This is a genomic window from Fimbriimonadaceae bacterium, from assembly GCA_019638795.1.
Classification (GTDB): Bacteria; Armatimonadota; Fimbriimonadia; order Fimbriimonadales; family Fimbriimonadaceae; genus JAHBTB01.
On sequence record JAHBTB010000006.1, the window covers coordinates 101729 to 122556 of the forward strand.

The window sequence follows — 20828 nt, forward strand, 5'->3', positions numbered from 1 at the left end:
ACATGAAGACGCCCCCGCGCCGTGCGGCACGGGGGCGCCATGACTTGCTTCGCTTTACTTGGCGCCTTGGGTGATCCAAGCCTTGATCAGTTCGACGCTCTTCTCGTCGAGCTTCTTCGGCCCGGGCGGCATCTTCTTGACACCCTTGCCGCCGCTGACGGCGAGATAGACCCGGCTCTTGTCCGGTTTGCCCGCGACGATGGCGTTCTTCGACTTCAGAAGGGCTTCCTTCTTGTCCAAGTGGATCCCGGCCTTGGCGTAGTCACCCGAGTGGCAACCGGCGCAGTTCTTTTTGAAAACCGGGGCGACTTCGGTCCAGGTGACCTCTTTCGGCTTGGGGTCTTGGCCGGCTTTGGCGGGCGTGAACGCGAAAACCGCGACGAGCGCAGAGATCGCGACGACAGGAGCAAACAGCGGACGCTTCATGGTCTCTGCGTATCATAACGCACCTTGACCCCAAAAGTTACATCAAGGCGAGGTCAAGGGAACTGCGGCTCGTTGGGGCGGGGCAGTCGTCGCTCCACGGGCGGCAACGGGGCAAGGGGCCGACTAGGGAGGAGTTGGTACCAGTACGCCGTGCTGGAGTAGTCGTTCGCCAACTTGTTCGCGTGCCCGTGCTCGACGCTGACCCTGATGGACTTTTCAAACCTGACCGGGTCTTCGATATGATAGCGGTAGACAGTGTTCTTGCCCTTCCACCGCCAGTCCTTGTTGCCGGAGTTCAAGATGATCCCGTGATACGGGGCTGAGTGTTCTGTCGTCGGTCCAAACGCGGTGCAGACGTAGTCTTCCGTCCCCGTGCCGTGCAGTCGGGGCGGCCAGGGCTCGCCGTCGATGACGATCATGTCGTCGCCCTCGCCGTACCAGTCGTTCCCTTGGCGCTGGAAGCAGTCGATGTCCAGATGGCAGCCGACGTAGACCCCTGACCCTTCGGCCTCAAGGACAAGGTAGTTGCCGCTGTCATCGAGATTGGGGTTGTCACGCCAAACGTCGAGGTAGTTGTCGGGCCCAAGACGCTCCTTCAACCACCCATCGGTAGGGTTCTCCCGCCGCCATTGGACGTGGAACCGGGCGACTCCCTCACCGTGGGGGACGGGATACTCCTCGTAGTCGATGTAGAAGTAGACGTTGACGGCCCGTTCCCCCTGGTTCTCCACGGTTATCTCGGCTTGGTCAAAGGGCATCGGCCACCAGGAGTTCATGCCCCGCCCGTCTTCGGGAGACATCTGCAAGGGGAGGGAGACGAATTCCTTGAGCATGCCGTGGCCGAGGCCAAAGAAGTCACCGACCGGACACTCGACCGAGGGGTGCGCCTGGCCGTCCCACGTCGCCCGCAGCACCAGTTTGCGGGGGAACGTGTCGTCGTTGCCGACCGTCATCCAGATGTGCTTGACGCACCCAGGCTTGTCCACCGCGAGCAGCGTCCTGGTCTGACCGGGCTCGACCACCCACCAGTCCTCGTTGCCCCCCGTCGTGTCCCAACTGCTTGACCGACGCGACAGGTATTGCCGCAAGTAGGGGAGTTGGCCAAGGGTTGTGCGACCGATCATCGGGTGGATTGTGGCCCCTCGACGCCTTCTTGTCCGACCTCGCTTGTCGGAATCGTCCCTTCCTTCGCGGTCAGGTGGGACTTTCCCATGGCCACCGCCTCGTCGCGGGCGACGATAGGGCATGGGTGACCGGAAACTTGGCGTCGGCGTGCTGGGCCTGCACGAGGGACGCACGTTGCTCGTCGGACTGAGCCACACGGTGCCAGATTGGGTCAGTCACGGGCGTCTGTTGGCCGAGGGCGAGACTGGACGGGCCGCTTTCTGCCGCCCGGTCGCCGGTTGCGACTTGCGTCAGGAGAAGATCGACGCCTGCCGCGCGGTGTGCCCCGACGTCTTCTACACCCAGGACTACGCCGAGATGCTCGCCCGGCCCGAGGTGGACGTCGTCGTCATCTATACGCCGGACGCCCTCCATGCCGAGCACATCGAACAGGCGATGCGCGCGGGCAAGCACGTCATCTGCACCAAGCCCCTCGTCAACACGGTCGAAGGCGCGGCACGGGTCGTCGCCGCCCATCGGGAGACCGGCAGGCAGCTGATGGTGGGGCAAAGCACACGGTTCTTCGAGCCGTTCCGCCGCCAGCGGGCCGCCTATGTTCGCGGCGAGATCGGCGAGGTCGAGTTTGTGGACGCGCATTACGTCCACCGGATGGATTGGTACTACGAAAAGAGCCCGTGGGTGCGCGACTCCACCGACTGGGTGTTCCTGGGCCTCAGCCATCCCATCGACCTCGTGCGCTGGTACCTGGGTGAGATCGCTTCCGTCTCGGCGGTCTCTTACCAGTCAAGCCTGGCCCGAGAGTGGGGCTTGGCAGGCCACGATGTCTACAGCGCCCAATTCACCGCCCGCGACGGCCGGATCGGGCGGGCGTTCGGCCACTACGGCTTGCACGAACTCCCCAGCGCCCGGAACTGTATCGAACTCATGCTGTACGGGGCGCGGGGCACGAGCCAGGCCCAATACCACGACATGCGTCACCGCCACACCGGACCGGAGGGGGAGGAGGTCACCGAAGACTTCCTGTACGCCAAGCGCGGCTACTACTTTGACAACGAAGTCCACGGCATGCACTTCGGCGAGTTCTCGAACTACACCGACTCCTTCTGCCAGGCGCTGGTCGAGGGCACGACCTGTTCCCCCGACCTGAGGGAAGGCATCGACGTCTTTTGCCTCATGGAGGCAGCCCGCGTGTCGGCCCGCGAGGGAAGGCCGGTAGACCCCGGGGAAGTACGGGCTTTGATCCCCGATTTCTAACAGGTTTCGCCGCAGACTTACCGCCGGGAAGGCGGCGCGTTGTACTCTGTCGGCTTAGCCTGGCCGTGGGGGGCCGGGTTGTGTTCTGATGGATCCGTTTGCCTTGCTGATCGGTTTCGTGATCGGGGTCGTCGCCATGACGATCGTCTATTCGGTGTTCGTCAAGTCGAGCTCCCGGAAGGAGACGGCCGATTTGCAGGCTCGGCTCGCCCGGGCTGAAGCCGAAGCCGCAAGGTCGACCCTGGCCGCAGCCGGGCCAGGCATTGACGGAGAGACGCGGACCACCCTGATGGCCGAACTCGGCGAGAAAACGTTGGAACTGGCCGACTTGCGCAAGCGCACCGCCGACTATGCCGCCTTGAAGTCTGAACTGATCGAGCTCAGGCCCAAGGTCGAGGCCCTCGCCTTGGCTGAGGCCGAACTCGACCTCGCGCGGGCCCACGCCCAAAAGTTGCGTGAGGAACTGGCCCGGGTGAGCGGCGAGGCCGCTTCTCTTGGCGCGGAGAACGCCCGACTGGCCAGTGACCTGGCCAGCCATCGTGAGCGGATCGCCGCTGTCGGTCGGACGACGTCGGTCCTGGTCGCCCACCTCCAAGGTGCCCCCGGCACCGAACCGGCCGAAAAGGTCGAGGAACCCCGACCAGTCGACCCGGCCCAGGTCGGGCCTCTTCCTCTGGCTCCGGTGGCAGCCGTCAGCGTCCCGGCAGGCACGGACCCCCTGGGTCAGATTCCCGGGGTCGGGCCGGTCTTCGAGAGGCGGTTGTGGGACGCCGGCATCCTCACCTTCGCCGACCTTGCCGCGACGACGCCGGAGCAGGTCTTGGCCGTCATCAGACCCGAACACTGGCAACAGATCGAGCCTGAGCCCTGGATCGCCGAGGCGCGCGCCCGGGCCGGATCCTAGCCGCCCTTGCCCTTGTCCTTGGCTTTCGCCGGTGGAGTGTCGGGAAGCCCCGGCCCTGGTGCTGACGGGGGCTCTTCCTCCTTGACGGGCCTTTCGTTCTTGGGTTTGACGGCGGGCTCGTCCGGCGGCGCGGCCGCAGGGCCGGCGGCATCGTCTGGTGTCCGGGCGGGCCTGACCTTGTCAGGCTTCGGAGCGGCGTCTTCGTTGCGGGGCCGCTTGGGGACGGCGGGGACCATGACGGCGGGAACCTCGGTGGCGACGATCGTCTTGGGTTCTCGCGGCGCCAGGGTGCCCATCAGCATGATCGCGTGGGGGACCGGCCGGCTGGGTTTGGTCTTGGTGCTGTGGCCGCTGGCCAGGATGTCGTCGCCGATCACAAGGGACGTGGAAAAACCACTGTCGAGGAGGACGGCCGTACGGCAACCAAGTGCGACGGCGGCTTGGGCGGCCATGGAACTGGGCACGCTGCCCAGGGACGCCCCACAGACGACGGCGCCGTCGTCACGGAACCCGAGGAAGGCCCGGCGCCGCGGGTCTTCGGCGTCTTGGGCCCCGTGGGCGAGGATGGCGTTCTTACCCATGGGCCGGCCGTCGACGACAAGCCATGCACCGGCAAGGAAGCAGTCGGTAAAACCGGGCAGGATTTTTTCGACGGCGGACTCCCGGTTGTGCTCGCCCGGGACATAGGGCACGACGGCGTAGCGGTCGCGGGACCAGACGACCAAGGGACGGTGTCGCAACCTCGCCACGTTGTATTCAGGCTTGCTGGGGACGAAAACGCCTTGGTTGGACGTCTTGCACGGGCCCATCATCTGGTTGTCGTCGGCGGCGACGGCAGCCAGCGCAAAGAACCCCCCGTTGACCCCCGCCACCGCACCGGTCTCCTGCATAAACTCGCGGACGGTCTTGCGGTGGTCGCCGATCACCGACCGAGGTTCGCCTCCGGTCAGGGCGACGAACTCGTTCCGCCGGATCTGCACCTTCTCCTCCTGGACCGGGGCCGTGGCCAGGTTGCCGCCGGCCGGGGTGAACCGGAGGGCCCGCTGGGCGGCCATCACGTCCCAGTACTCGAAGAACTTGTTGAAGGGCACGCGGGCGACTTCCAGGATGCTGTTCGAGTCCTCGGCCGACCCGCTCTGCATCAGAAAAGCCATACGGATGCCCGCTTTCTCCGCCGCGACGAGGGTGTCCTGGTTGTACTTGCCGTTCGCGTAGGCCAGGTAAGGGGTGTTGATCCCAAGGTTGGCCTTGATCGCGTCAGACGCCCTTTGGAGGTCGGCGACCTGCTCCTCGGCGGTGAGTTTGGTGTAGTCGTCAGGGTGGCTGGCGGTATGGCTTGCCACGGTGCACCGGTGGTCGCGGACCAGGCTGCGCAACTCGTCCCATGTCATCTTGGGGTGGCCTTTCGTGCTCCCCACAAAGTCGGTGTGGACGAAGACCGTGAAGGGCACGTCGTAACGGTCGAGGACCGGCAAGGCCCAGTCATAGACCCCCTGGTAGTTGTCGTCAAAGGTCATGACGACACTCTTCTCCGGCACGGGCCTGCCCTCAGTCAAGTGGGCGTAGAGGTCGTCCATGGTCAGGAAGGTGCCGCCTTGGCTGACGACCCACTTCACGATCTTTTCAAGGTTCTCGGCCTCGCAGTCGAACCACTCGCTCTTGCGGTTGCGCTTGTAGATGACGTCGTGGACCATCACGACCATCACGTCGCCGGTGGCCCCGGAGACGGCCATGGGTCTCATCGGCAACGGCCACGTGTCCCGCGGCGCGTCTGACGCGACCGGCTTCTGGGGCTCGTCGACGACCGGGAGCGGGTCACGCTTAGGGAAAAGGTTGCACCCGGCCACCAACACCGCCGCGCAACCCGCGAGCAGCGCACGCCAAGGCATCGAGACCATATCCCCCCAGTGTATCTAGGGGCAGGACACGGCAAGGGACCGCGTACAATCGCGGCGTGGTCAGCCTAGCCGTCTTCGTCGCCCTCGCCCAGGCCCAACCCGCCGACCCCTATGAGGCGCTGGCCAAGAAAATGCGGACTCTGGTCGGCACGTGGTCGACGGTGGAGAAGGGGGCGTTGCGCGAGATCAAGGGCACCTTCGAGGTGCGGCCCGCCCTAGACGACGCCGTCGTCTTGGAGTACCGGTCCACCGACAACAAGAGCCTTCTCGTTTTTGGGCTGTATGGCGACAAAACGACGAGTGAGAAGGACAAGCAGGGGACGGTGCACCCCCACGTCGTCGTGCATGTCACCAACGGCGGGGCGGTTTTCACCGACTTCTTCGGCGACGTCCAGGGCGACACCCTCTCGGCCATGACCAAAGACCGGCGCCAGACGATCCGGATGACGTGGTCAGGAGACACGCTGTCGTTCGTCCGGGCAATGAAGGACAAGGACACGGAAAGCGCCTTCATCACCATTTCCGCCACGCGGGCCAAGAACTGAACGAGCGAGCATAATCTAGGCATGATCACCGCTCTGGCCCTCGCCACCGTGGCGCCGTTCCACGTCCTGGTCTTCAGCAAGACCGCCGGGTTCCGACACGACTCGATCCCGACCGGGGTGGCGATGTTCCAAGAACTCGCGGGCGGTGAGGGGTACACCGTCGATGCGACGGAAGACGCCACTAAGTTCACGAAAGAGAACCTGGCCAAGTACGACGTCGTCGTCTTTCTGAACACGACCCAAGACGTCCTCGCCGGAGATCAAGAGGCCGCCCTTCAAGATTTTGTCGAGAAGAAGGGCAAGGGCTGGCTCGGCGTCCACGCGGCCGCCGACACCGAGTACGACTGGCCCTGGTACGGGCAGTTGTGTGGAGCTTGGTTCAAGTCGCACCCGGCGATCCAGAAGGTGACCGTCGACGTGGTCGACCGGAGGTTCCCGGCGACCAAGCACCTGCCCGAGAAGTGGGTGTGGACGGACGAGCTGTACAACTATCGGGCGCAGCCGGTGAAAGGGTGCCATATCCTGGCGAAGCTGGACGAGAGCACGTACAAGGGCGGCGAAATGAACGGCGACCACCCGATCGTCTGGTACCACAGTGTGGGTAAGGGCCGTTCGTTCTATTGCGGCCTGGGGCACACGAAAGAAGCCTACGCCGACAAGGACTTCCGCAAACTTGTCGTCGGAGGCCTGAAGTGGGCGGCGCACCGCGCCTAGACGTCGGGGCTGCTGTCGCCTCGCTCGCCCGGTGCGAGGTGCTCGGCCCGGCGGTCGCCCGGCTTCCGCGCCCTGACGTCGAGTTCTCCGACAACCGGTTCAGGTCGCTCGTCCGGGCCATCGTCTACCAGCAGCTGAACGGGGCGGTCGCGACGGTCATCTACAACCGGTTCCTCGGCCTCTTCCCGCCCGGTGGGTTCCCCAGCCCCGAAGCGGTGGCAGCCGTCAGCACGGACCAGCTGAGGTCAGTCGGCCTGAGCCGCCAAAAGGCGGCCTATATCCAAGACTTGGCAGGCAAGGTGGCCGACGGGGCATTGCCCCTCCAAGCGGTCGACGCGATGGACGACGACGAGGTCAGGGCCCAGATCGTGCAGGTCAAGGGCCTGGGCGACTGGTCGGCCGACATGTTCCTCATCTTTGCCCTCAACCGGCCTGACGTCTGGCCAAGCGGCGACCTGGGTGTCCGCAAGGGCCTGGCCAAACTCCTGCGGCGCGAGGACATGAAGCCTGCCGAGACGACGGCCTTCGCCGAGAGGTGGCGGCCCTACCGATCGGCGGCGGCGTGGTACATGTGGCGGGTCTTTGAGGAGCGGGACGGAAGCGCCGTCGTACTCCCTTAGGCGTTGTCGTCAGGCGACCCGACGATGGCGTCCACACCCGGCCCGTCGACCTTTTCCCATCGGCCCTCGCCGGTCTTCTTCCAGGTGGTGAGACCCTTCTTGGCCGCCTTGGCGGCGGTCAGTCCGCCCCGGGTCTTGATCGTCACCTGGCTGACGACGCGCCGGACGCGGTAGCCGCAGTCCGGGCAATGGGCGAGGGGCTGGTCACCGATGTCTTGCAGGGCGCCGAAGCGGCCCGGGCACATCGGGCACATCGCCTCGGTCTCCAGCAGTTCGTATTCGTAAAGGGGCATGGGGTACACCGCCCGCCGTGCCGACGCGCGACGAAAACATTGTATCGTGCCGGCGGTGTCCACGGCTGAACGCCTGGTGCGAGCAGGTGGCCCGAGAGAAGCGCAAGGCGTTTGCCGACGAAACGTACTGGGGGAAGCCGGTGCCCGACTTTGGCGACCCCGAGGCGACCGGCTTGGTCGTCGGCTTGGCTCCCGCCGCCCATGGGGCAAACCGGACAGGCCGGATGTTCACCGGTGACCGGAGCGGGGACTGGCTGTACCGTGCCTTCCATCGGGCAGGTCTGGCCAACCAGCCGACGGCGGTCTCGGCGGACGACGGACTGCGGCTCATCTGCGCCCTCCTGACCGCGACCTGCCATTGCGCGCCTCCCGACAACAAGCCGACCTCCCAGGAGGTCGCCAACTGCCGACCGTTCCTCCAGGAAATCGTCTGCAGCCGGCCCTGGCGGGTCTATTTGTGTCTGGGCTCTGTCGCCTGGACGGAACTCCACCGTGTCCTCGAAGTCCGGCCGCCCAAGTTCACCCATGGAGCCATTTCAGCGAGCCGCGAGGGGACGCCGGTCTTGGCAAGTTTCCATCCCAGCCAGCAGAACACCTTCACCGGGCGCCTGACTGAGGCGATGCTTGACGACGTGGTCGGGCGGTTCGCCGCCCTGGTCAGGGGTCGTTGACCATGGCGACGCGTTTGATCACCGAGGTGCGCAGGGCGTTGTTGCGTGAGGTCTGAATCTTCACTTCGCTGCCGACCGGCCCCTCCATCATGGCTTCGATGGCCCGGTAACTTTGCGAGGTCATGTCCACCCCTCCCACGCTCAGAAGGAAGTCTCCCGCCTTGATGCCCGCCTTGTCGGCCGGGCTGTCGGGAGTGACCCGCGCGATGCGGACACGCTTGACGCGGGGGTCGTAGATCGCCGAGACGCCGGTGTGGGCGACCTCGGGCTCGCTGACTTGGCCGGTGAAGTTCTCCAGCCACACCCGTCGGCGTTCGAGGTCAAAGGTGAGGTTGAAGTTTTTGAGGAACCCGAACCCGACGGTGCCGTCGCCTTCGGCCGAACTGGAGGGGAGGTCGATGATGCTCCAGACGCTCTCGGGCACGGGGACCCCGAAGACGGTCAAGTCCTTCATCCGGCAGTACCACGAGTCCACCGCGCCGGTCGCGACAAAGGACTTCTTGAGGAACTTCGCTTCGCGTCCTTCTTTCCAGATACCGACGCGCTCGAGCACGTCCCGATGGGTCGTGGCGTAAAAGGCGTTGCCCGTGTCGAGGGCGAGGTGCATGCTTTGGCCGTCTTTGGTCTTCACCGAGAGCTCGATGGACTTGTTGCCGATGGGGAGCATCTTGACCAGGAAGGTCTTCTTGTTGTCCGGTTGCCGCTGGGTGATGTCGGTGGACTTGGGGTGCAAGAGCATGACCTTGCGCTGGAAGTTGATCTCCACCACATAGGGGGCGACGACCGAGAGGCCCATGATGCCGTCGACGTGGGTGCCGTAGCTGAAGGAGTAGTCCGAGCCGCCGGGCTCTTGGATGATCTCCTTGTCGGTCTGGACGATGCTCTTTCCGGCCAACTTGACCGATTTGATCGCGATCGTCTTCATCTCGGCCGTGCCGACGAAGTCTTGGATGCGGGTCGTGCCCGTCGGCGGGCCGACGTTGACCTCTTCGCTGAGCACGAACGACCCCGAAAACCCGGTGTCGAACATGCAGGAAATCTTTTTGCCGTTCACCTCGACATCGACGATCATCGCGTTTTCGCCGACACGGAACGGCACTTCGATCGGTTCGGCGCGGGTGACCGCGGCGATTCCAAGGAGCAGGGCGGTGGTCATTCTTCTCTTCTTTCCAGTTATACGGCACCAGGACGCACGGTTATCGGGTGCCAACCCAACGTCCCATCACACTTCTGGTTATAATCGGACGTTACGCGACGGGCCCTGCTACGCCAGGCCTGGAGAAGGACACGCGCTATGATTCGGAACAGCTATTTGATCGCAGGTCTAGCCGCCATCGGAATTGGGGCCGTGGGGTTCATGGCCGGTTGCAACGGTGGCGCCGAGACCCCCTCGGGTTCGGGCAACACCCCCGCTAAGACTGAAGGCACCTCCGGCAGCACCGCCGCCAAGCGGCCCGAGGCCCCCGACACCGGAGTGAAAGTCGACGGCGACCGCATCAAGCTGGGCTTGGTCGCGGCCAAGAACGGTGACCAACGGCCGTGGGGCGTGGACAGCGAGATCGGCGTCAAGATCGCAGTGGACGAGATCAACGCCGCGGGCGGCATCGACGGCAAGAAGGTCGACCTCTTGGTCGGTGACAGCGGCAGCACACCCGAAGGCGGCAAGTCGGCCACGGAGAAACTCGTGAGCGACGGCGTCGTCGCGATCCTCGGTGAGGTCGCCAGCGGCACGACCGCCCTCGTCCAGGAGGTCGCGTTTGCCAAGGGGATCCCGGTCGTCACGATCGGTTCCACCCGCGTCAGCCTGGCCGACTCGGGCACCAACTTCTTCCGCGTCTGCTACAACGACGACTTCCAGGGCGGCGTCATGGCGAAGTTCGCCTATAACGGCCTCAAACTCAAGAAGGTCGGCGTGATGACCGACAGCAAGCAGCCGTACTCGCAGGGACTCAGCAAGACCTTTATCGACGCGTTCAAGGCCCTTGGCGGCGAAATCGTCGGCGAAGAGAAGTACGAGACCGGCCAGGCCAACTTCAGCGGCCAGGTCGCCAAGCTGCAGGCCCTGAACCCCGACGGCCTGTTCTTGAGCGGCTACTTCACCGAGGTGGGCGCTATCGCCAAGGCCGTCCGCGGGGCGGGGATGAAGGACGTCAAGTTGTTGGGCGGCGACGGCTGGGACAGCGAGTCGCTGATCACCGGCGGAGGCGACGCGATCATCGGCGGCTACTTCTGCAACCACTTCATCAAGTCGGAGGACCGACCGGAGATCAAGTCGTTCCTCGAGAAGTGGAGGGCGGTCAACGGCGGCAAAGACCCCGGCACGACGATGGGGCCGCTCGCCTACGACGCCGCGATGATGACCTTTGAAGCGATGAAGCGCTGCAAGGAACTGACCGCCAAGAACATCATCGCCGAACTGGAGAACACCGACGGCTTCAAGGGCGTGACGGGCACGATCACCCTGAAGGGCCAGGGTGGCAACCCGAAGAAAGACGCCATCGTCGTCGAAGTGACGAAGACTGGCTGGAAGTTCGCCCAGCGCATTCCTGCTGAGTAGCACCGCATGCACTTGGCGTCATCTCTTGTGGCAGGCCTCGATTTCGCCGGCCTGCCACAGCAATTGATTAACGGGATCCTGCTCGGCGGGATCTATGCGCTGCTCGCCCTCGGTTACACGATGGTCTACGGCGTCTTGCGACTGATCAACTTCGCCCACGGCGAAGTTTTTATGTTGGGCGCTTACACCTCGCTCTTCGTCTCATGGGCCCTCGGCTTCACGCCGGAGGCCCTGATGAAGGGGGACAAGGTGTCCAACCCGATGAACCTGCTGTTGATGATCCTCTGCTCGATGGCGGTGTGCGCCGTGGTCGGTGTGATCATCGAGCTCCTTGCGTATCGCCCGATGCGGGGAAGTTCCCGCATCGCCTCCCTCATCACCGCGATCGGCGTCTCGCTCCTGTTGCAATACGGTGGTCAACTCTTTCTGCCCACCTCGCCCCCGCCGAGCATCAGTGACAAGGTCAACCCCTATCGTGGCGCCTTTGAGATCCCCCTTAAGTCAGCGGAACCTGCTCTCGTCGCCGACCTGGCCAAAAGCCGCGCGGAAGTCAAGGCCGCCCAGGCCGACATGGACCGGCTTCAGATCAGCCGCTTCGACACGGACTTGACTCCGGAGAAGAAGGCGGTCAAAGACAAGCTTGAGGCCAGCGAGACCAAGGCGCGCGACCTGACCGCCAAGGTCAACGACGCCTCGGTCAAGATCGTCCTGCGGCATGGCCAGCTGATCATGCTGGGATCGACGATCGTCCTCATGCTCTTGCTGCGGCACCTTGTCCTTAAGACCCCGGTCGGGCGGGCCATGCGGGCGGTCTCCCATGACTTTGACTCGGCGTCCCTCATGGGGGTCAACGTCAACAAGATCGTCACCCTGACCTTTTTGATCGGCTCGTCTCTGGCCGGAGCGGGGGCGATGATGTACGCCACTTTGGGCGACAGTCCGTCGCTCACCACGTTTTACGGAGCCCTCCCGGGTGTCAAGGCCTTTGTCGCCGCCGTGTTGGGCGGTATCGGCAACATCCCGGGTGCGGTGCTCGGCGGTCTGCTCATGGGTTTGGCTGAGAACCTGGTCGTCTGGGCTGGCTATAGCCAGTACAAGGACGCCGTCGCGTTCGTGATCCTGATCGTCGTCCTGTTGCTACGTCCCGGTGGACTCATGGGGTCCAGCAAGGTGGAGAAGGTCTGACCGTGTTCTATCTCAAGCGCCTTGGTTGGATACTTGTCGCCATCGCGGCCTGCGCCGGGGTCGAGGTGCTGGTCACGAGCGGGGCCAACCACGACTACATCTACCGGATGTTCGTCTTGGCCGGGCTCTACGTGACCCTGTCAGTCAGCTTGAACCTGATCAACGGTATCACGGGCCAGTTCAGCGTCGGCCACGCCGCCTTCTACCAAGTCGGCGCCTACGCGGCCGGGTTCTTGGCCGTCCAGCACTTCAACGGCTTTGCCTCCAACAGCTTGGTCAAGCAGCTGTCCCACATCGGGGTGAACGCGACATGGACCGTCCAGGCGCTCTGGCTGGTCCTCATGATCATCGTCGGGGCGGCGGTCGCCGCCGTGGCCGGCTTCGTCGTCGGCCTGCCGTCGTTGCGCCTCAAGGGTGACTACCTGGCCATCGTGACCTTGGGGTTCGGCGAGATCATCCGCATCGTCTGCCAGAACCAACCCGCTTTGGGCGGTGCGTACGGCATGAAGGTCGAGCCGAGGATCAGTGCCATGACGATGGTCTGGATTCTTGCCGTCCTGTGCATCGCCGTCTGCCGAAACTTGCTTAAATCGGCGCACGGCCTACCGTTTCTCGCCGTTCGTGAAGACGAAGTTGCCAGCGCGGCGATGGGCGTGGACGTGACCAAGGTCAAAGTCACTGCCTTCGTCGTCGGGGCGGCCTTTGCCGGTGCAGCTGGCGCGCTGCTAGGCCACTTTGAGGGATTTGTCAGCCCTCAAATGTTTAAGATGGAGGTCTCTTTCCTTATCTTAACCATGGTCGTGCTCGGCGGTACCGGTTCGATCACGGGGTCGACGTTTGGTGCGCTCTTGCTGTTCGGTATCCCCGAGTGGCTGCGGCAGATCGAGGATAAGAACCACAACCCGATCTTGGTCTCGGCGGGGACCATGCTCAGCTTCACCCTGTTCCTCCTCGTCGCGGTCGCGATCGTCCGGCACCTGATCCTCAACGACCACAGCGAAAGGAAGATCAAGGCGGCAAAGATCGTCGGCGTCTTTGCCGGGGCACTGGTGGCCCAATGGGTCTTCGGCATTGTCTTGAACCTGGTGCCCGCCCTGCACAACAAGGCGTGGCCCTATGCCGACCTCAGGTGGGCGATCTTGGCGATGACGTTGATCGTTCTCATGCTCCTGCGTCCGCAGGGGGTCTTTGCCCAGCACGAGTTTTCACCGGCTAAGTTCTTCAAGCGCAAGACGGAAGGGGCGGCGGCGTGAGCAAAGTCCTCACCCTCGACCGGGCCACCATCCAGTTTGGCGGGCTCATCGCGGTCAACCAGGTGTCCTTTGAACTGGACAAGGGCGACCTCTTCGGCCTGATCGGCCCGAACGGGGCCGGGAAAACGACGTGCTTCAACCTGATCACCGGGGTCTACAAGCCTACAGGCGGGCACATCTATTTCAACGGTCGCGAGATCACGGGCACACCGGCGAACAAGATCGCTTCACTCGGCATCTGCCGCACGTTCCAAAACATCCGGCTCTTCCCCGAGCTCAGCGTCCTGGACAACGTCGTCGTCGGGGCGTTCTTGAGGCACAAGACGGGCTTGGGCAGTGCCTTGGCTTACCTGCCCTCCGCGATCCGGGAGACCGAGTCCTTGCGGGCGGAGGCCATGGAACTCCTGAAGGTCGTCAACCTGGACGACGTCGCCCATGCCCGCAGTGCGGACTTGCCTTACGGCAAGCAACGCCGACTGGAGATCGCCCGCGCCATGGCGACCCAGCCTTCGCTCCTGCTCTTGGACGAGCCGGCCGCAGGCATGAACCCGCAGGAAAAGGACGACTTGGCCAACGTGGTCCGACGGATTCGAGACGAGTTCGACAAGACCGTGTTGCTCATTGAGCACGACATGCGGTTCGTGATGGGCCTCTGCGAACGGATAGTCGTCCTCGATCGGGGCGAGGAGATCGCCGCGGGCCCGCCTGAGGCGATCCGGTCGAACCCCAAGGTCATCGAGGCGTATCTCGGCGAAGCGGTCTGACCCGGCCCGCCGGCCCCCTGGTCGGAGAGTTAGACTGTCGTCATGCGGTCACGGTGGCTGTGGTTGGCGTTACCCCTTGTCTTGTCGGGGTGCGGTAGGGGCGGAAGAGGCGTCGACCCTTTCGGCCACGACGTGACCTACAAGTTTCCGACCGAGACCCGCGACGCCTCGCGCGACGGGGGGGCGCCCAAGCTCGCCGAGGTCGACAAGAAGCGGTGGGCCGAGATGAACGCCTTTGCCCTCCGGGCCACCCGGGAGTTGGCGGCTCAGGAGCAGGGAAACGTGGCTTTTTGCCCGGTGGGGGCTTGGTCGGCGGGGGCCGTGCTTCTCAACGCTTCGAACGGCGAAGCCAACGAGGCCGCCGCCGCGTTCCTGGGCCTCAAGGACCCTCAACTTGACGCTTTGAACCAGGCGCAGCAAGCCTGGAACGCCAGCTTGTCCGCCGACGGCGCGTTCAAGCAGGGCCTTGGCGTGTTCATGATCTGGCCGATTTTGGTCACCCACGAGTTTCAGGACAGCATGGCCCGCGACTATCGGGCCGACGTGCTCAAGATCGGCTCGGCGGGCGAAGGGGCGACCAACACCATCAACGCTTGGGCCTCGCGGAGGACAGACGGTGCGGTCAAGCAGGCGGTGGGGCAGCTGAGCAAGCAGACGATCTTCGAGATCCTCCATGTCGCCGCGTTCCGCGACAAGTGGGCCCATCCGTTTGAACCGGGCATGACCAGTTCGGGCACCTTCACCCGGGAGGACGGCCGACAGGTCACTACCCCGTTCATGACGCAAGAAGCTGAACTGGCGGTGGTCGACGACGCCACATGGTCGGGATGCTCCTTGCCGTTCGAAGGCGGCCGGTTCGCCTTTGTCGTGTTGCTTCCCAAGACGGGGACGGTGGCATCGTGTCTGGCGTCGGCGACGGATTTGCCGTCGATAGCCGGGCCTACCCAGGCCGTCACCCTGACGATGCCGAGCTTTGAGTTTGAGGTCGAGACCGACCTGGTGCCCCTCATCGCCCAGTTAGGGGGGAAGAAGCTCCTGTCCCCCCCCAACGACTTCCGTCGGATGTCCATCGAACTCGACGAGGACGCCAGCGTGGGGCGGGCCCGGCAATCGGTCAGCGTCATGGCCAACGAGTCGGGCTTCACGGCGACCGCGGTGACCGAGGTCGAGGGATTGAAAGGGTCTGTTCCTCCCTCGTCCTTGGCCGTCAAACTGGACCGCCCGTTCTTCTGGGGCGTCGTCGACGTGGAGACCGGGGTCTATGTGTTCACCGGGACCGTGCGTGACCCGACGCAGGACTAGCCCGGCCCCTACTTGTCCAAGCGGAACTTCTGGATGATCTCGCGGGCCTTCTCGGGCCCTTCCCAGCCTTCGACTTCCACTGACTTGTTCTCCAAGTGCTTGTAGACCTCGAAGAAGTGGACGATCTCGTCAAGGGTATGCGGGTTGATGTCGGCGAGTCCCTCACGGGTACGGAACCGGGGGTCCTTGGTCGCGACACAAAGGATCTTCTCGTCGGGCAGGCCGCTATCGACCATGCGGAGCACGCCGACTGGCTTGGCTTCGACGACGACGCCCGGGTAGGTGGGGTGGACGATGAGGACCAAGACGTCCACCGGGTCGCCGTCCAGATACTTCGTCTGGGGAATGTATCCGTAGTCGACGGGATAGAACAGGGGGGAGTAGAGGACCCGGTCCAGCCTCATCACGCCCAGGTCGGGGTCGAGTTCGTACTTGTTGGTCGAGAATTTGGGAATCTCGATGACGACGTTGACTTCGTGAGGGGCGTTGGGGCCGATCGGCACGTCCAGCAGGGACATCGGTAGAGATGGTACCGAGGTGAGTTCAGCCCTTGGGGCGTCCGGCGGCGTGGACGGCCCGGACGGCCCGGTCGACATCGGGGCCGAACCGGTCGACGAGGGCGTCGGATGGGAAGTACACGGTCACGTTCTCGATCATGGCGCCGCGCTTGGTTCGGAAGCGGACATGGCCGGTGGGGGCGTCCTTTCGTGGCCGGTACCCTTGGCGGGTGCGGGCCTGACGCAACGCTTGGACCAGGTCGTCGACGGCTCTTCGTTGGGTAGCCGCTTCGGTGACGGTCGTGCCGTCGCCGACGTCGGTCTCGACTGATTCGACGGCGGCGGGGTCGAAGCGTTGGAACTTCTCCCTCGTCTCCGCGTCGGCCACCCAGAATCCGACGAGGACATAGTAGGCCAGGGCGGCGGCAAGAAGCACGCCGGCCCCTACGACGGAGCGGCCGACCGGCGTCAGGCGCCTTGTCGCGGGATCACGGAGTGAGACGGGCATCGCCGGCCTCTCAGGCAAGTTCGCCGACCAGACCCCAGAGGTGGTGACGCTTCGCCGTCACCTCGACCGTCTGGCCGGCGAGTTCGGCCGGACCGGGGAAGTGGAGCATCCGGAAGCACCGGCTGTAGCCCTGCAGGAGCCCTTTGTTCTTGGGTGACGGCCCCTCGACAAGCACCTCGAACGTCCGACCGACCTGTGCCTCGTTGATCTCCAGGGTGATCGCCGTCTGGGTCTCGATCAACTTGTCCAAGCGGGCCTTGGACACCGCGAACGGCACCTGGGGCAGGCTGGCCGCCGGGGTGTGGGGCCGTGGTGAGTAGCGGAACATGAAGGCGCCGTCGAACCGGAACTCGCGCATCGCGGCCAGGGTGCCCTCGAACTCTTCCTCTGTCTCGCCCGGGAAGCCGACGATCACGTCGGTCGTGATGCCGATGCCAGGCACGGCGGCCCTCAGTTCGTGGACGATCTGCCGGAACCCTTCGACGCTGTACAACCGCTTCATCCGCTTGAGCAGGTTGTCGTCACCTGCCTGAAGGGGCATGTGGCAATGCTCCATGACCTGCGGCACGTCGCGGACGGCTTTGATGACGTCTTCCTTGAAGTCGCGCGGGTAGGGCGAGGTGTACCGGACCCGCTCGATACCGGGGACGTCGGCGACAAGGCGGAGCAGCCGGCTGAAGGGCACCCGACCCTCGGCCAAGTTCTTGCCGTAGCTGTTGACGGTCTGGCCCAGGAGGGTCACCTCCTTTGTGCCCCGGGCGGCGAGGGCGGCGACCTCTTCGACGATCTGGTCGGTCGGCCGGCTGCGTTCGCGGCCCCGCGTGGTGGGGACGATGCAAAACGAGCAGAACTTGTCGCAACCATATTGGATGGGCACGAACGCCTTGAGTTTGCCTACGCGGGAAACCTGGCGGCGGGGAAGGTCGGTGACGACGGCTCCCTTGCGTTCGGGGAGGTCCAGACGCTTTTGAAACCGGCGGGCCTGGAGGGCTTCCTCCACCAAGCCGGGGATGGCGGCGACTTGGGCGGTGCCGACGACGAAGTCGACATGGGGGTTGCGGGCGCGGATCTCGTCGGCGCGAACTTGGGCCATGCATCCGGCGACGCCGACGACCATGTCGGGCCGGGCCTCCTTCAAATACCTGATTTCGCCGAGCATCGAGAACGCCTTGTCCTCCGGCTTCTTGCGGACGCTGCACGTGTTAAGCACCACGACCTGGGCTTGGCGGAGGTCTTTGGCGGGGCGTAGACCGATGCCTTCAAGGTACGCGGCGATCTGCTCGCTGTCCTCGACGTTCATCTGGCAACCCCAGGTCTGGACGAAGTAAGTGCCGTGAAGGGGTTTGCTCGGCACGCTCCTTGCCAGGGCATTTGGTCGGAGCAAAAGACTGTCAGGCATTGTTAAACCTGATGGTAGGGAGAAGAGATGATACCTAGCGCCGACACCCCGTCCAGGGCAGCCACACCCACCGACACGTATAATCGCGGGGTGCTTGCTGTTTGGACCAACCGAGTCACGACTGTCCTCGCGTGGGTCGGCGTGTTCATCGCCGGCACCTTGACCATCGCGCACTTTGGCCACATCGTGCCGCCCTGTTCGGGCAACGACCATGGTTGCGCCATCGTGCAGTCGTCGAAGCAGGCGTCGTTCATGGGGGTGCCCGTGGCTCTCTTGGGCCTCTTTGCGTACGCTGTCCTCGCCGCCATGGCGGCGATCCGGATCAAGTCGCCCGACCAGTGGAAGACGCTGGCCATGCGCGGCCTGGTCATCAGTGGACTGGGCACCGGGTTCAGTGCCTACCTGACTTGGATCGCGTTCACGGAACTTCATGCCGCGTGCCAGTGGTGCTTGTCGTCGCTGGGGGTCATGACGGCCCTGTTCCTCAGCCACGGGCTCTTGGTGCAGGCGGGTGAACCGGGTGAGATCAAGCCGAGGAGCGAGTGGACGACATTTGGCGTCGCCGGGATCGTCGCCCTTGGCGCCATCGGTGGGATGGTGACGCAGATGAAGTCGATGTCTGCCATCCTCGCGAGCAAGATCGACGTCCACGGGACGACGGTCGAGGCGATTTTGGGTCGCCCCGAGCAGATCCAGGGGAACGCCGACGCCAAGGTCACCCTGGTCGAGTTCGCCGACTATAACTGCCCGGCCTGTCGTCAGGCCGCGGTGACGGTGACCAAACTCTACACCCGGTACGGCGGCAAACTGAAGTGGGCGTACCGCCACTTGCCCCTGCCTAACCTGAAAGGGCACGAGACGAGCATGTTGGCCGCCCGGATCGCCGAAGTCGCGGCCGACCAAGGCAAGTTCTGGAAGTACACCGAGATCGTCCTTGACCCCGCCAACACGGAAAAGGTCAAGAGCGAGTCGGGGCTCATGGCCATCGCCCAGCAGGCCGGTGTCGACATGGCCGACCTGAACAAGCGGTTGCAAGACCCCGCCGACAAGCTGAACGACCAAGTTGCCGAGGACATGGACATCGCGATGAACAAGCTGAAGTCCAACACGACCCCGACCTTGCTCCTCATTGTCGAAGGCCGCGCGCCGGTGGCGGTGGGCGCCGACCAATTGGAGAGCACCCTGAAGGGCGAACCTTTCGCGTCGCTCTTGAAGTAAGGCATGGCGAGCACGAAGCCGACCGTTTGCGTCGCGATGTCGGGGGGCGTCGACAGCTCAGTCGTGGCCCTGTTGCTGAAGCAGCGGGGCTATGACGTCGTCGGGGTCACGATGCAGATCTGGCAAGAGAGCCAGCGCGACCCCCGGCACGCGGGATGTTGTTCGCTGGGGGCCGTCGAGGACGCCAGGCGGGTCGCCCGGCTTCTGGGCATCCCCCATTACGTCGTCAACTTCCAGGACGCCTTCCGTGAGACGGTCATCGACGAGTTCATCCAGGAGTATGGCGAGGGCCGTACGCCTAACCCGTGCGTCACCTGCAACAAAAAGGTGAAGTTCGAGGCCCTGCTGAAGAAGGCCGCCGAGTTGGGCTGCGACAAGTTGGCGACGGGCCACTACGCCCGGGTCCGCCAGCGGGATGGACGGTGGAACCTGCTGGCCTCACGCGGCGGCAAGAAGGACCAGAGCTACGTCCTGTACGCGATGACCCAAGAGCAGCTCTCGCGGGTCTGGTTCCCGCTGGGCGAACTGGGTGACAAGGCCGAGACCCGTCGATTGGCCCGGGAGGCCGGCCTTGGGGTCGCCGACAAGCCGGACAGCCAGGAGATCTGCTTTGTCAGCGACGCAGGCGGCTACAAGGAGTTCCTGAAGAACACGCGGCCGGAGCTCTTCTCCGAGGGCGAGGTCGTGGACACGGCCGGCAACGTCTTGGCGCGGCATGACGGCGTGGTGGGGTTCACCGTCGGCCAACGGCGAGGCTTGGGCTTCGCCGCGGGCAAGCCGCTGTATGTCATCGGCCTTGAGCCGAAGTCAAACCGCGTCGTCGTCGGTGAGGACGCCGACTTGCTCCGGAGCGTCGTGGCCCTCCGCGACGTGACATGGAGCGGGGTCTCCGAGCGCGAGACGCCGACGCGGGTCATGGCCAAGATCCGCTACAACATGGAGGCCCGCCCGGCGACACTGTTTTCTACCCCAGAACCGACGATCGTCTTCGACGAGGCGGTGCGGGCGGTGACGCCCGGACAGATTGCCGTCGCCTACCGTGGCAAGACGGTCGCCGCAGGCGGCACAATCGTCTAAACCCATGCAGGGCATGCTGAGCTTTCTGATCATCGTCGTCATCGTGCTTGTCGCGGTGGTGGCGGTCGGGATCGCGGCACTGTCCCAAATGGCGAAACGGCTGACCCAGGCGACCGTAGAACTGGACAAGAAGCTGAACCGGTTGGAGAGCAGGCTCGCGGGCCAGGAGACCGCTTTGGCCGCCATCCGGAAGAAGCTCGACCAACAGAGCAACGACCCCGTGATGGAGGTCGTGCGGACGTTGAAGGATTGGAAAAGAAACGGCCCGTTGCAGACGGTCGCGGCCCTGGGCTCGCGGCTCTTTCGGTCATACTGGGGCCAGAAGCGCAACGAAGGCCGAGCACTGCCAGTTCCTTCGGAGGCAAAGAAATGACGCAAGAAAACGACAAGAACGCATTGGTTTATTTGTTGGCCGGATTTGGACTCGGTGCCCTGATCGGTGCCGTCGCCGGCATCCTCTTCGCGCCTAAGGCGGGGACGGAGACTCGTGGTGAGCTTGCCGACAAGGTCAAGGACCTGAAGGGCAAGACCGAAGAGTGGATCGCCGAGCAGCGGGCCAAGCGGCACGCCAACGGTGCTACCGAAGAAGTCGGCGCCTAGCGCCAGGGAGCCACTGGG

The 20828-nt window shown here is 64.4% G+C and carries 23 protein-coding genes; 15 read left to right on the forward strand and 8 right to left on the reverse strand.

The window, feature by feature from the left end; all coding sequences use genetic code 11:
* Positions 1 to 54 precede the first annotated feature (54 nt).
* A complete protein-coding gene (locus tag KF857_08885; GenBank protein ID MBX3112110.1) occupies positions 55 to 426 on the reverse strand; it encodes a c-type cytochrome in 372 nt (123 codons plus the stop codon).
* A gap of 53 nt (positions 427 to 479) precedes the next feature.
* On the reverse strand, positions 480 to 1550 hold the full coding sequence (locus tag KF857_08890) for a DUF2961 domain-containing protein (protein MBX3112111.1): 1071 nt from the start codon (positions 1548 to 1550) through the stop codon (positions 480 to 482).
* 121 nt (positions 1551 to 1671) lie between these two features.
* Between KF857_08890 and KF857_08895 the strand changes: the two genes are divergently transcribed.
* On the forward strand, positions 1672 to 2805 hold the full coding sequence (locus KF857_08895) for a Gfo/Idh/MocA family oxidoreductase (protein ID MBX3112112.1): 1134 nt from the start codon (positions 1672 to 1674) through the stop codon (positions 2803 to 2805).
* A gap of 88 nt (positions 2806 to 2893) precedes the next feature.
* Positions 2894 to 3709: a hypothetical protein gene (locus tag KF857_08900; GenBank protein MBX3112113.1), complete on the forward strand. Its 816-nt coding sequence runs from the start codon at positions 2894 to 2896 to the stop codon at positions 3707 to 3709.
* Here the strand turns inward: KF857_08900 and KF857_08905 are convergent.
* A complete protein-coding gene (locus KF857_08905) occupies positions 3706 to 5598 on the reverse strand; it encodes a polysaccharide deacetylase family protein (GenBank protein ID MBX3112114.1) in 1893 nt (630 codons plus the stop codon). The two genes, KF857_08900 and KF857_08905, sit on opposite strands and share 4 nt — an antisense overlap.
* 65 nt (positions 5599 to 5663) lie before the next feature.
* Between KF857_08905 and KF857_08910 the strand changes: the two genes are divergently transcribed.
* Genes KF857_08910 through KF857_08920 form a run of 3 tightly spaced genes read left to right on the forward strand, consistent with a single transcriptional unit; the run spans position 5664 to position 7486 of the window.
* Positions 5664 to 6152, forward strand: a complete 489-nt coding sequence (locus KF857_08910) for a hypothetical protein (protein ID MBX3112115.1) — start codon at positions 5664 to 5666, stop codon at positions 6150 to 6152.
* A gap of 21 nt (positions 6153 to 6173) precedes the next feature.
* The gene (locus KF857_08915) at positions 6174 to 6866 is read left to right on the forward strand and encodes a ThuA domain-containing protein (protein MBX3112116.1); all 693 of its coding nucleotides are present in this window, start codon (positions 6174 to 6176) and stop codon (positions 6864 to 6866) included.
* Complete coding sequence (locus KF857_08920) at positions 6845 to 7486, forward strand: DNA-3-methyladenine glycosylase 2 family protein (protein ID MBX3112117.1); 642 nt, start codon at positions 6845 to 6847, stop codon at positions 7484 to 7486. The genes KF857_08915 and KF857_08920 overlap by 22 nt, the downstream gene beginning before the upstream one ends.
* Here KF857_08920 and KF857_08925 read toward each other — a convergent pair.
* Positions 7483 to 7779: a zinc ribbon domain-containing protein gene (locus KF857_08925; GenBank protein MBX3112118.1), complete on the reverse strand. Its 297-nt coding sequence runs from the start codon at positions 7777 to 7779 to the stop codon at positions 7483 to 7485. The two genes, KF857_08920 and KF857_08925, sit on opposite strands and share 4 nt — an antisense overlap.
* Before the next feature lie 17 nt (positions 7780 to 7796).
* Here KF857_08925 and KF857_08930 point away from each other — a divergent pair, with 17 nt between their 5' ends.
* Entirely contained in the window at positions 7797 to 8450 is a 654-nt protein-coding gene (locus tag KF857_08930) for a uracil-DNA glycosylase (protein ID MBX3112119.1), read from the forward strand.
* Here KF857_08930 and KF857_08935 read toward each other — a convergent pair.
* The gene (locus KF857_08935) at positions 8437 to 9606 is read right to left on the reverse strand and encodes a PDZ domain-containing protein (GenBank protein ID MBX3112120.1); all 1170 of its coding nucleotides are present in this window, start codon (positions 9604 to 9606) and stop codon (positions 8437 to 8439) included. The genes KF857_08930 and KF857_08935 overlap by 14 nt on opposite strands.
* A 156-nt stretch (positions 9607 to 9762) precedes the next feature.
* Between KF857_08935 and KF857_08940 the strand changes: the two genes are divergently transcribed.
* Genes KF857_08940 through KF857_08960 form a run of 5 tightly spaced genes read left to right on the forward strand, consistent with a single transcriptional unit; the run spans position 9763 to position 15511 of the window.
* The gene (locus KF857_08940) at positions 9763 to 11007 is read left to right on the forward strand and encodes an ABC transporter substrate-binding protein (protein ID MBX3112121.1); all 1245 of its coding nucleotides are present in this window, start codon (positions 9763 to 9765) and stop codon (positions 11005 to 11007) included.
* Between the two features lie 27 nt (positions 11008 to 11034).
* Positions 11035 to 12192: a branched-chain amino acid ABC transporter permease gene (locus KF857_08945; GenBank protein MBX3112122.1), complete on the forward strand. Its 1158-nt coding sequence runs from the start codon at positions 11035 to 11037 to the stop codon at positions 12190 to 12192.
* Between the two features lie 2 nt (positions 12193 to 12194).
* The gene (locus tag KF857_08950; protein MBX3112123.1) at positions 12195 to 13445 is read left to right on the forward strand and encodes a branched-chain amino acid ABC transporter permease; all 1251 of its coding nucleotides are present in this window, start codon (positions 12195 to 12197) and stop codon (positions 13443 to 13445) included.
* Positions 13446 to 13474: 29 nt separating this feature from the next.
* Entirely contained in the window at positions 13475 to 14209 is a 735-nt protein-coding gene (locus KF857_08955) for an ABC transporter ATP-binding protein (protein ID MBX3112124.1), read from the forward strand.
* Between the two features lie 42 nt (positions 14210 to 14251).
* Complete coding sequence (locus KF857_08960; protein MBX3112125.1) at positions 14252 to 15511, forward strand: hypothetical protein; 1260 nt, start codon at positions 14252 to 14254, stop codon at positions 15509 to 15511.
* Between the two features lie 8 nt (positions 15512 to 15519).
* On the opposite strand, the gene KF857_08965 is transcribed toward KF857_08960, so the two are convergent.
* Genes KF857_08965 through miaB form a run of 3 tightly spaced genes read right to left on the reverse strand, consistent with a single transcriptional unit; the run spans position 15520 to position 17915 of the window.
* Positions 15520 to 16029 (reverse strand): inorganic diphosphatase, encoded by a 510-nt coding sequence (locus tag KF857_08965; GenBank protein ID MBX3112126.1) that lies wholly within the window; start codon positions 16027 to 16029, stop codon positions 15520 to 15522.
* Between the two features lie 25 nt (positions 16030 to 16054).
* Positions 16055 to 16516, reverse strand: coding sequence for a hypothetical protein (locus tag KF857_08970; protein MBX3112127.1), 462 nt, complete (start codon positions 16514 to 16516; stop codon positions 16055 to 16057).
* 10 nt (positions 16517 to 16526) lie between these two features.
* The gene (miaB, locus tag KF857_08975) at positions 16527 to 17915 is read right to left on the reverse strand and encodes a tRNA (N6-isopentenyl adenosine(37)-C2)-methylthiotransferase MiaB (GenBank protein ID MBX3112128.1); all 1389 of its coding nucleotides are present in this window, start codon (positions 17913 to 17915) and stop codon (positions 16527 to 16529) included.
* A 90-nt stretch (positions 17916 to 18005) separates the two neighbouring features.
* Between miaB and KF857_08980 the strand changes: the two genes are divergently transcribed.
* The 4 genes from KF857_08980 to KF857_08995 are packed head-to-tail and all read left to right on the forward strand — an operon-like array spanning position 18006 to position 20810.
* Entirely contained in the window at positions 18006 to 19133 is a 1128-nt protein-coding gene (locus KF857_08980; GenBank protein MBX3112129.1) for a vitamin K epoxide reductase family protein, read from the forward strand.
* 3 nt (positions 19134 to 19136) lie between these two features.
* Positions 19137 to 20210 (forward strand): tRNA 2-thiouridine(34) synthase MnmA, encoded by a 1074-nt coding sequence (gene mnmA, locus KF857_08985; GenBank protein ID MBX3112130.1) that lies wholly within the window; start codon positions 19137 to 19139, stop codon positions 20208 to 20210.
* Positions 20211 to 20214: 4 nt separating this feature from the next.
* Positions 20215 to 20583: a hypothetical protein gene (locus tag KF857_08990; GenBank protein MBX3112131.1), complete on the forward strand. Its 369-nt coding sequence runs from the start codon at positions 20215 to 20217 to the stop codon at positions 20581 to 20583.
* Entirely contained in the window at positions 20580 to 20810 is a 231-nt protein-coding gene (locus KF857_08995) for a YtxH domain-containing protein (GenBank protein ID MBX3112132.1), read from the forward strand. The genes KF857_08990 and KF857_08995 overlap by 4 nt, the downstream gene beginning before the upstream one ends.
* The last annotated feature ends 18 nt before the right edge of the window (positions 20811 to 20828 follow it).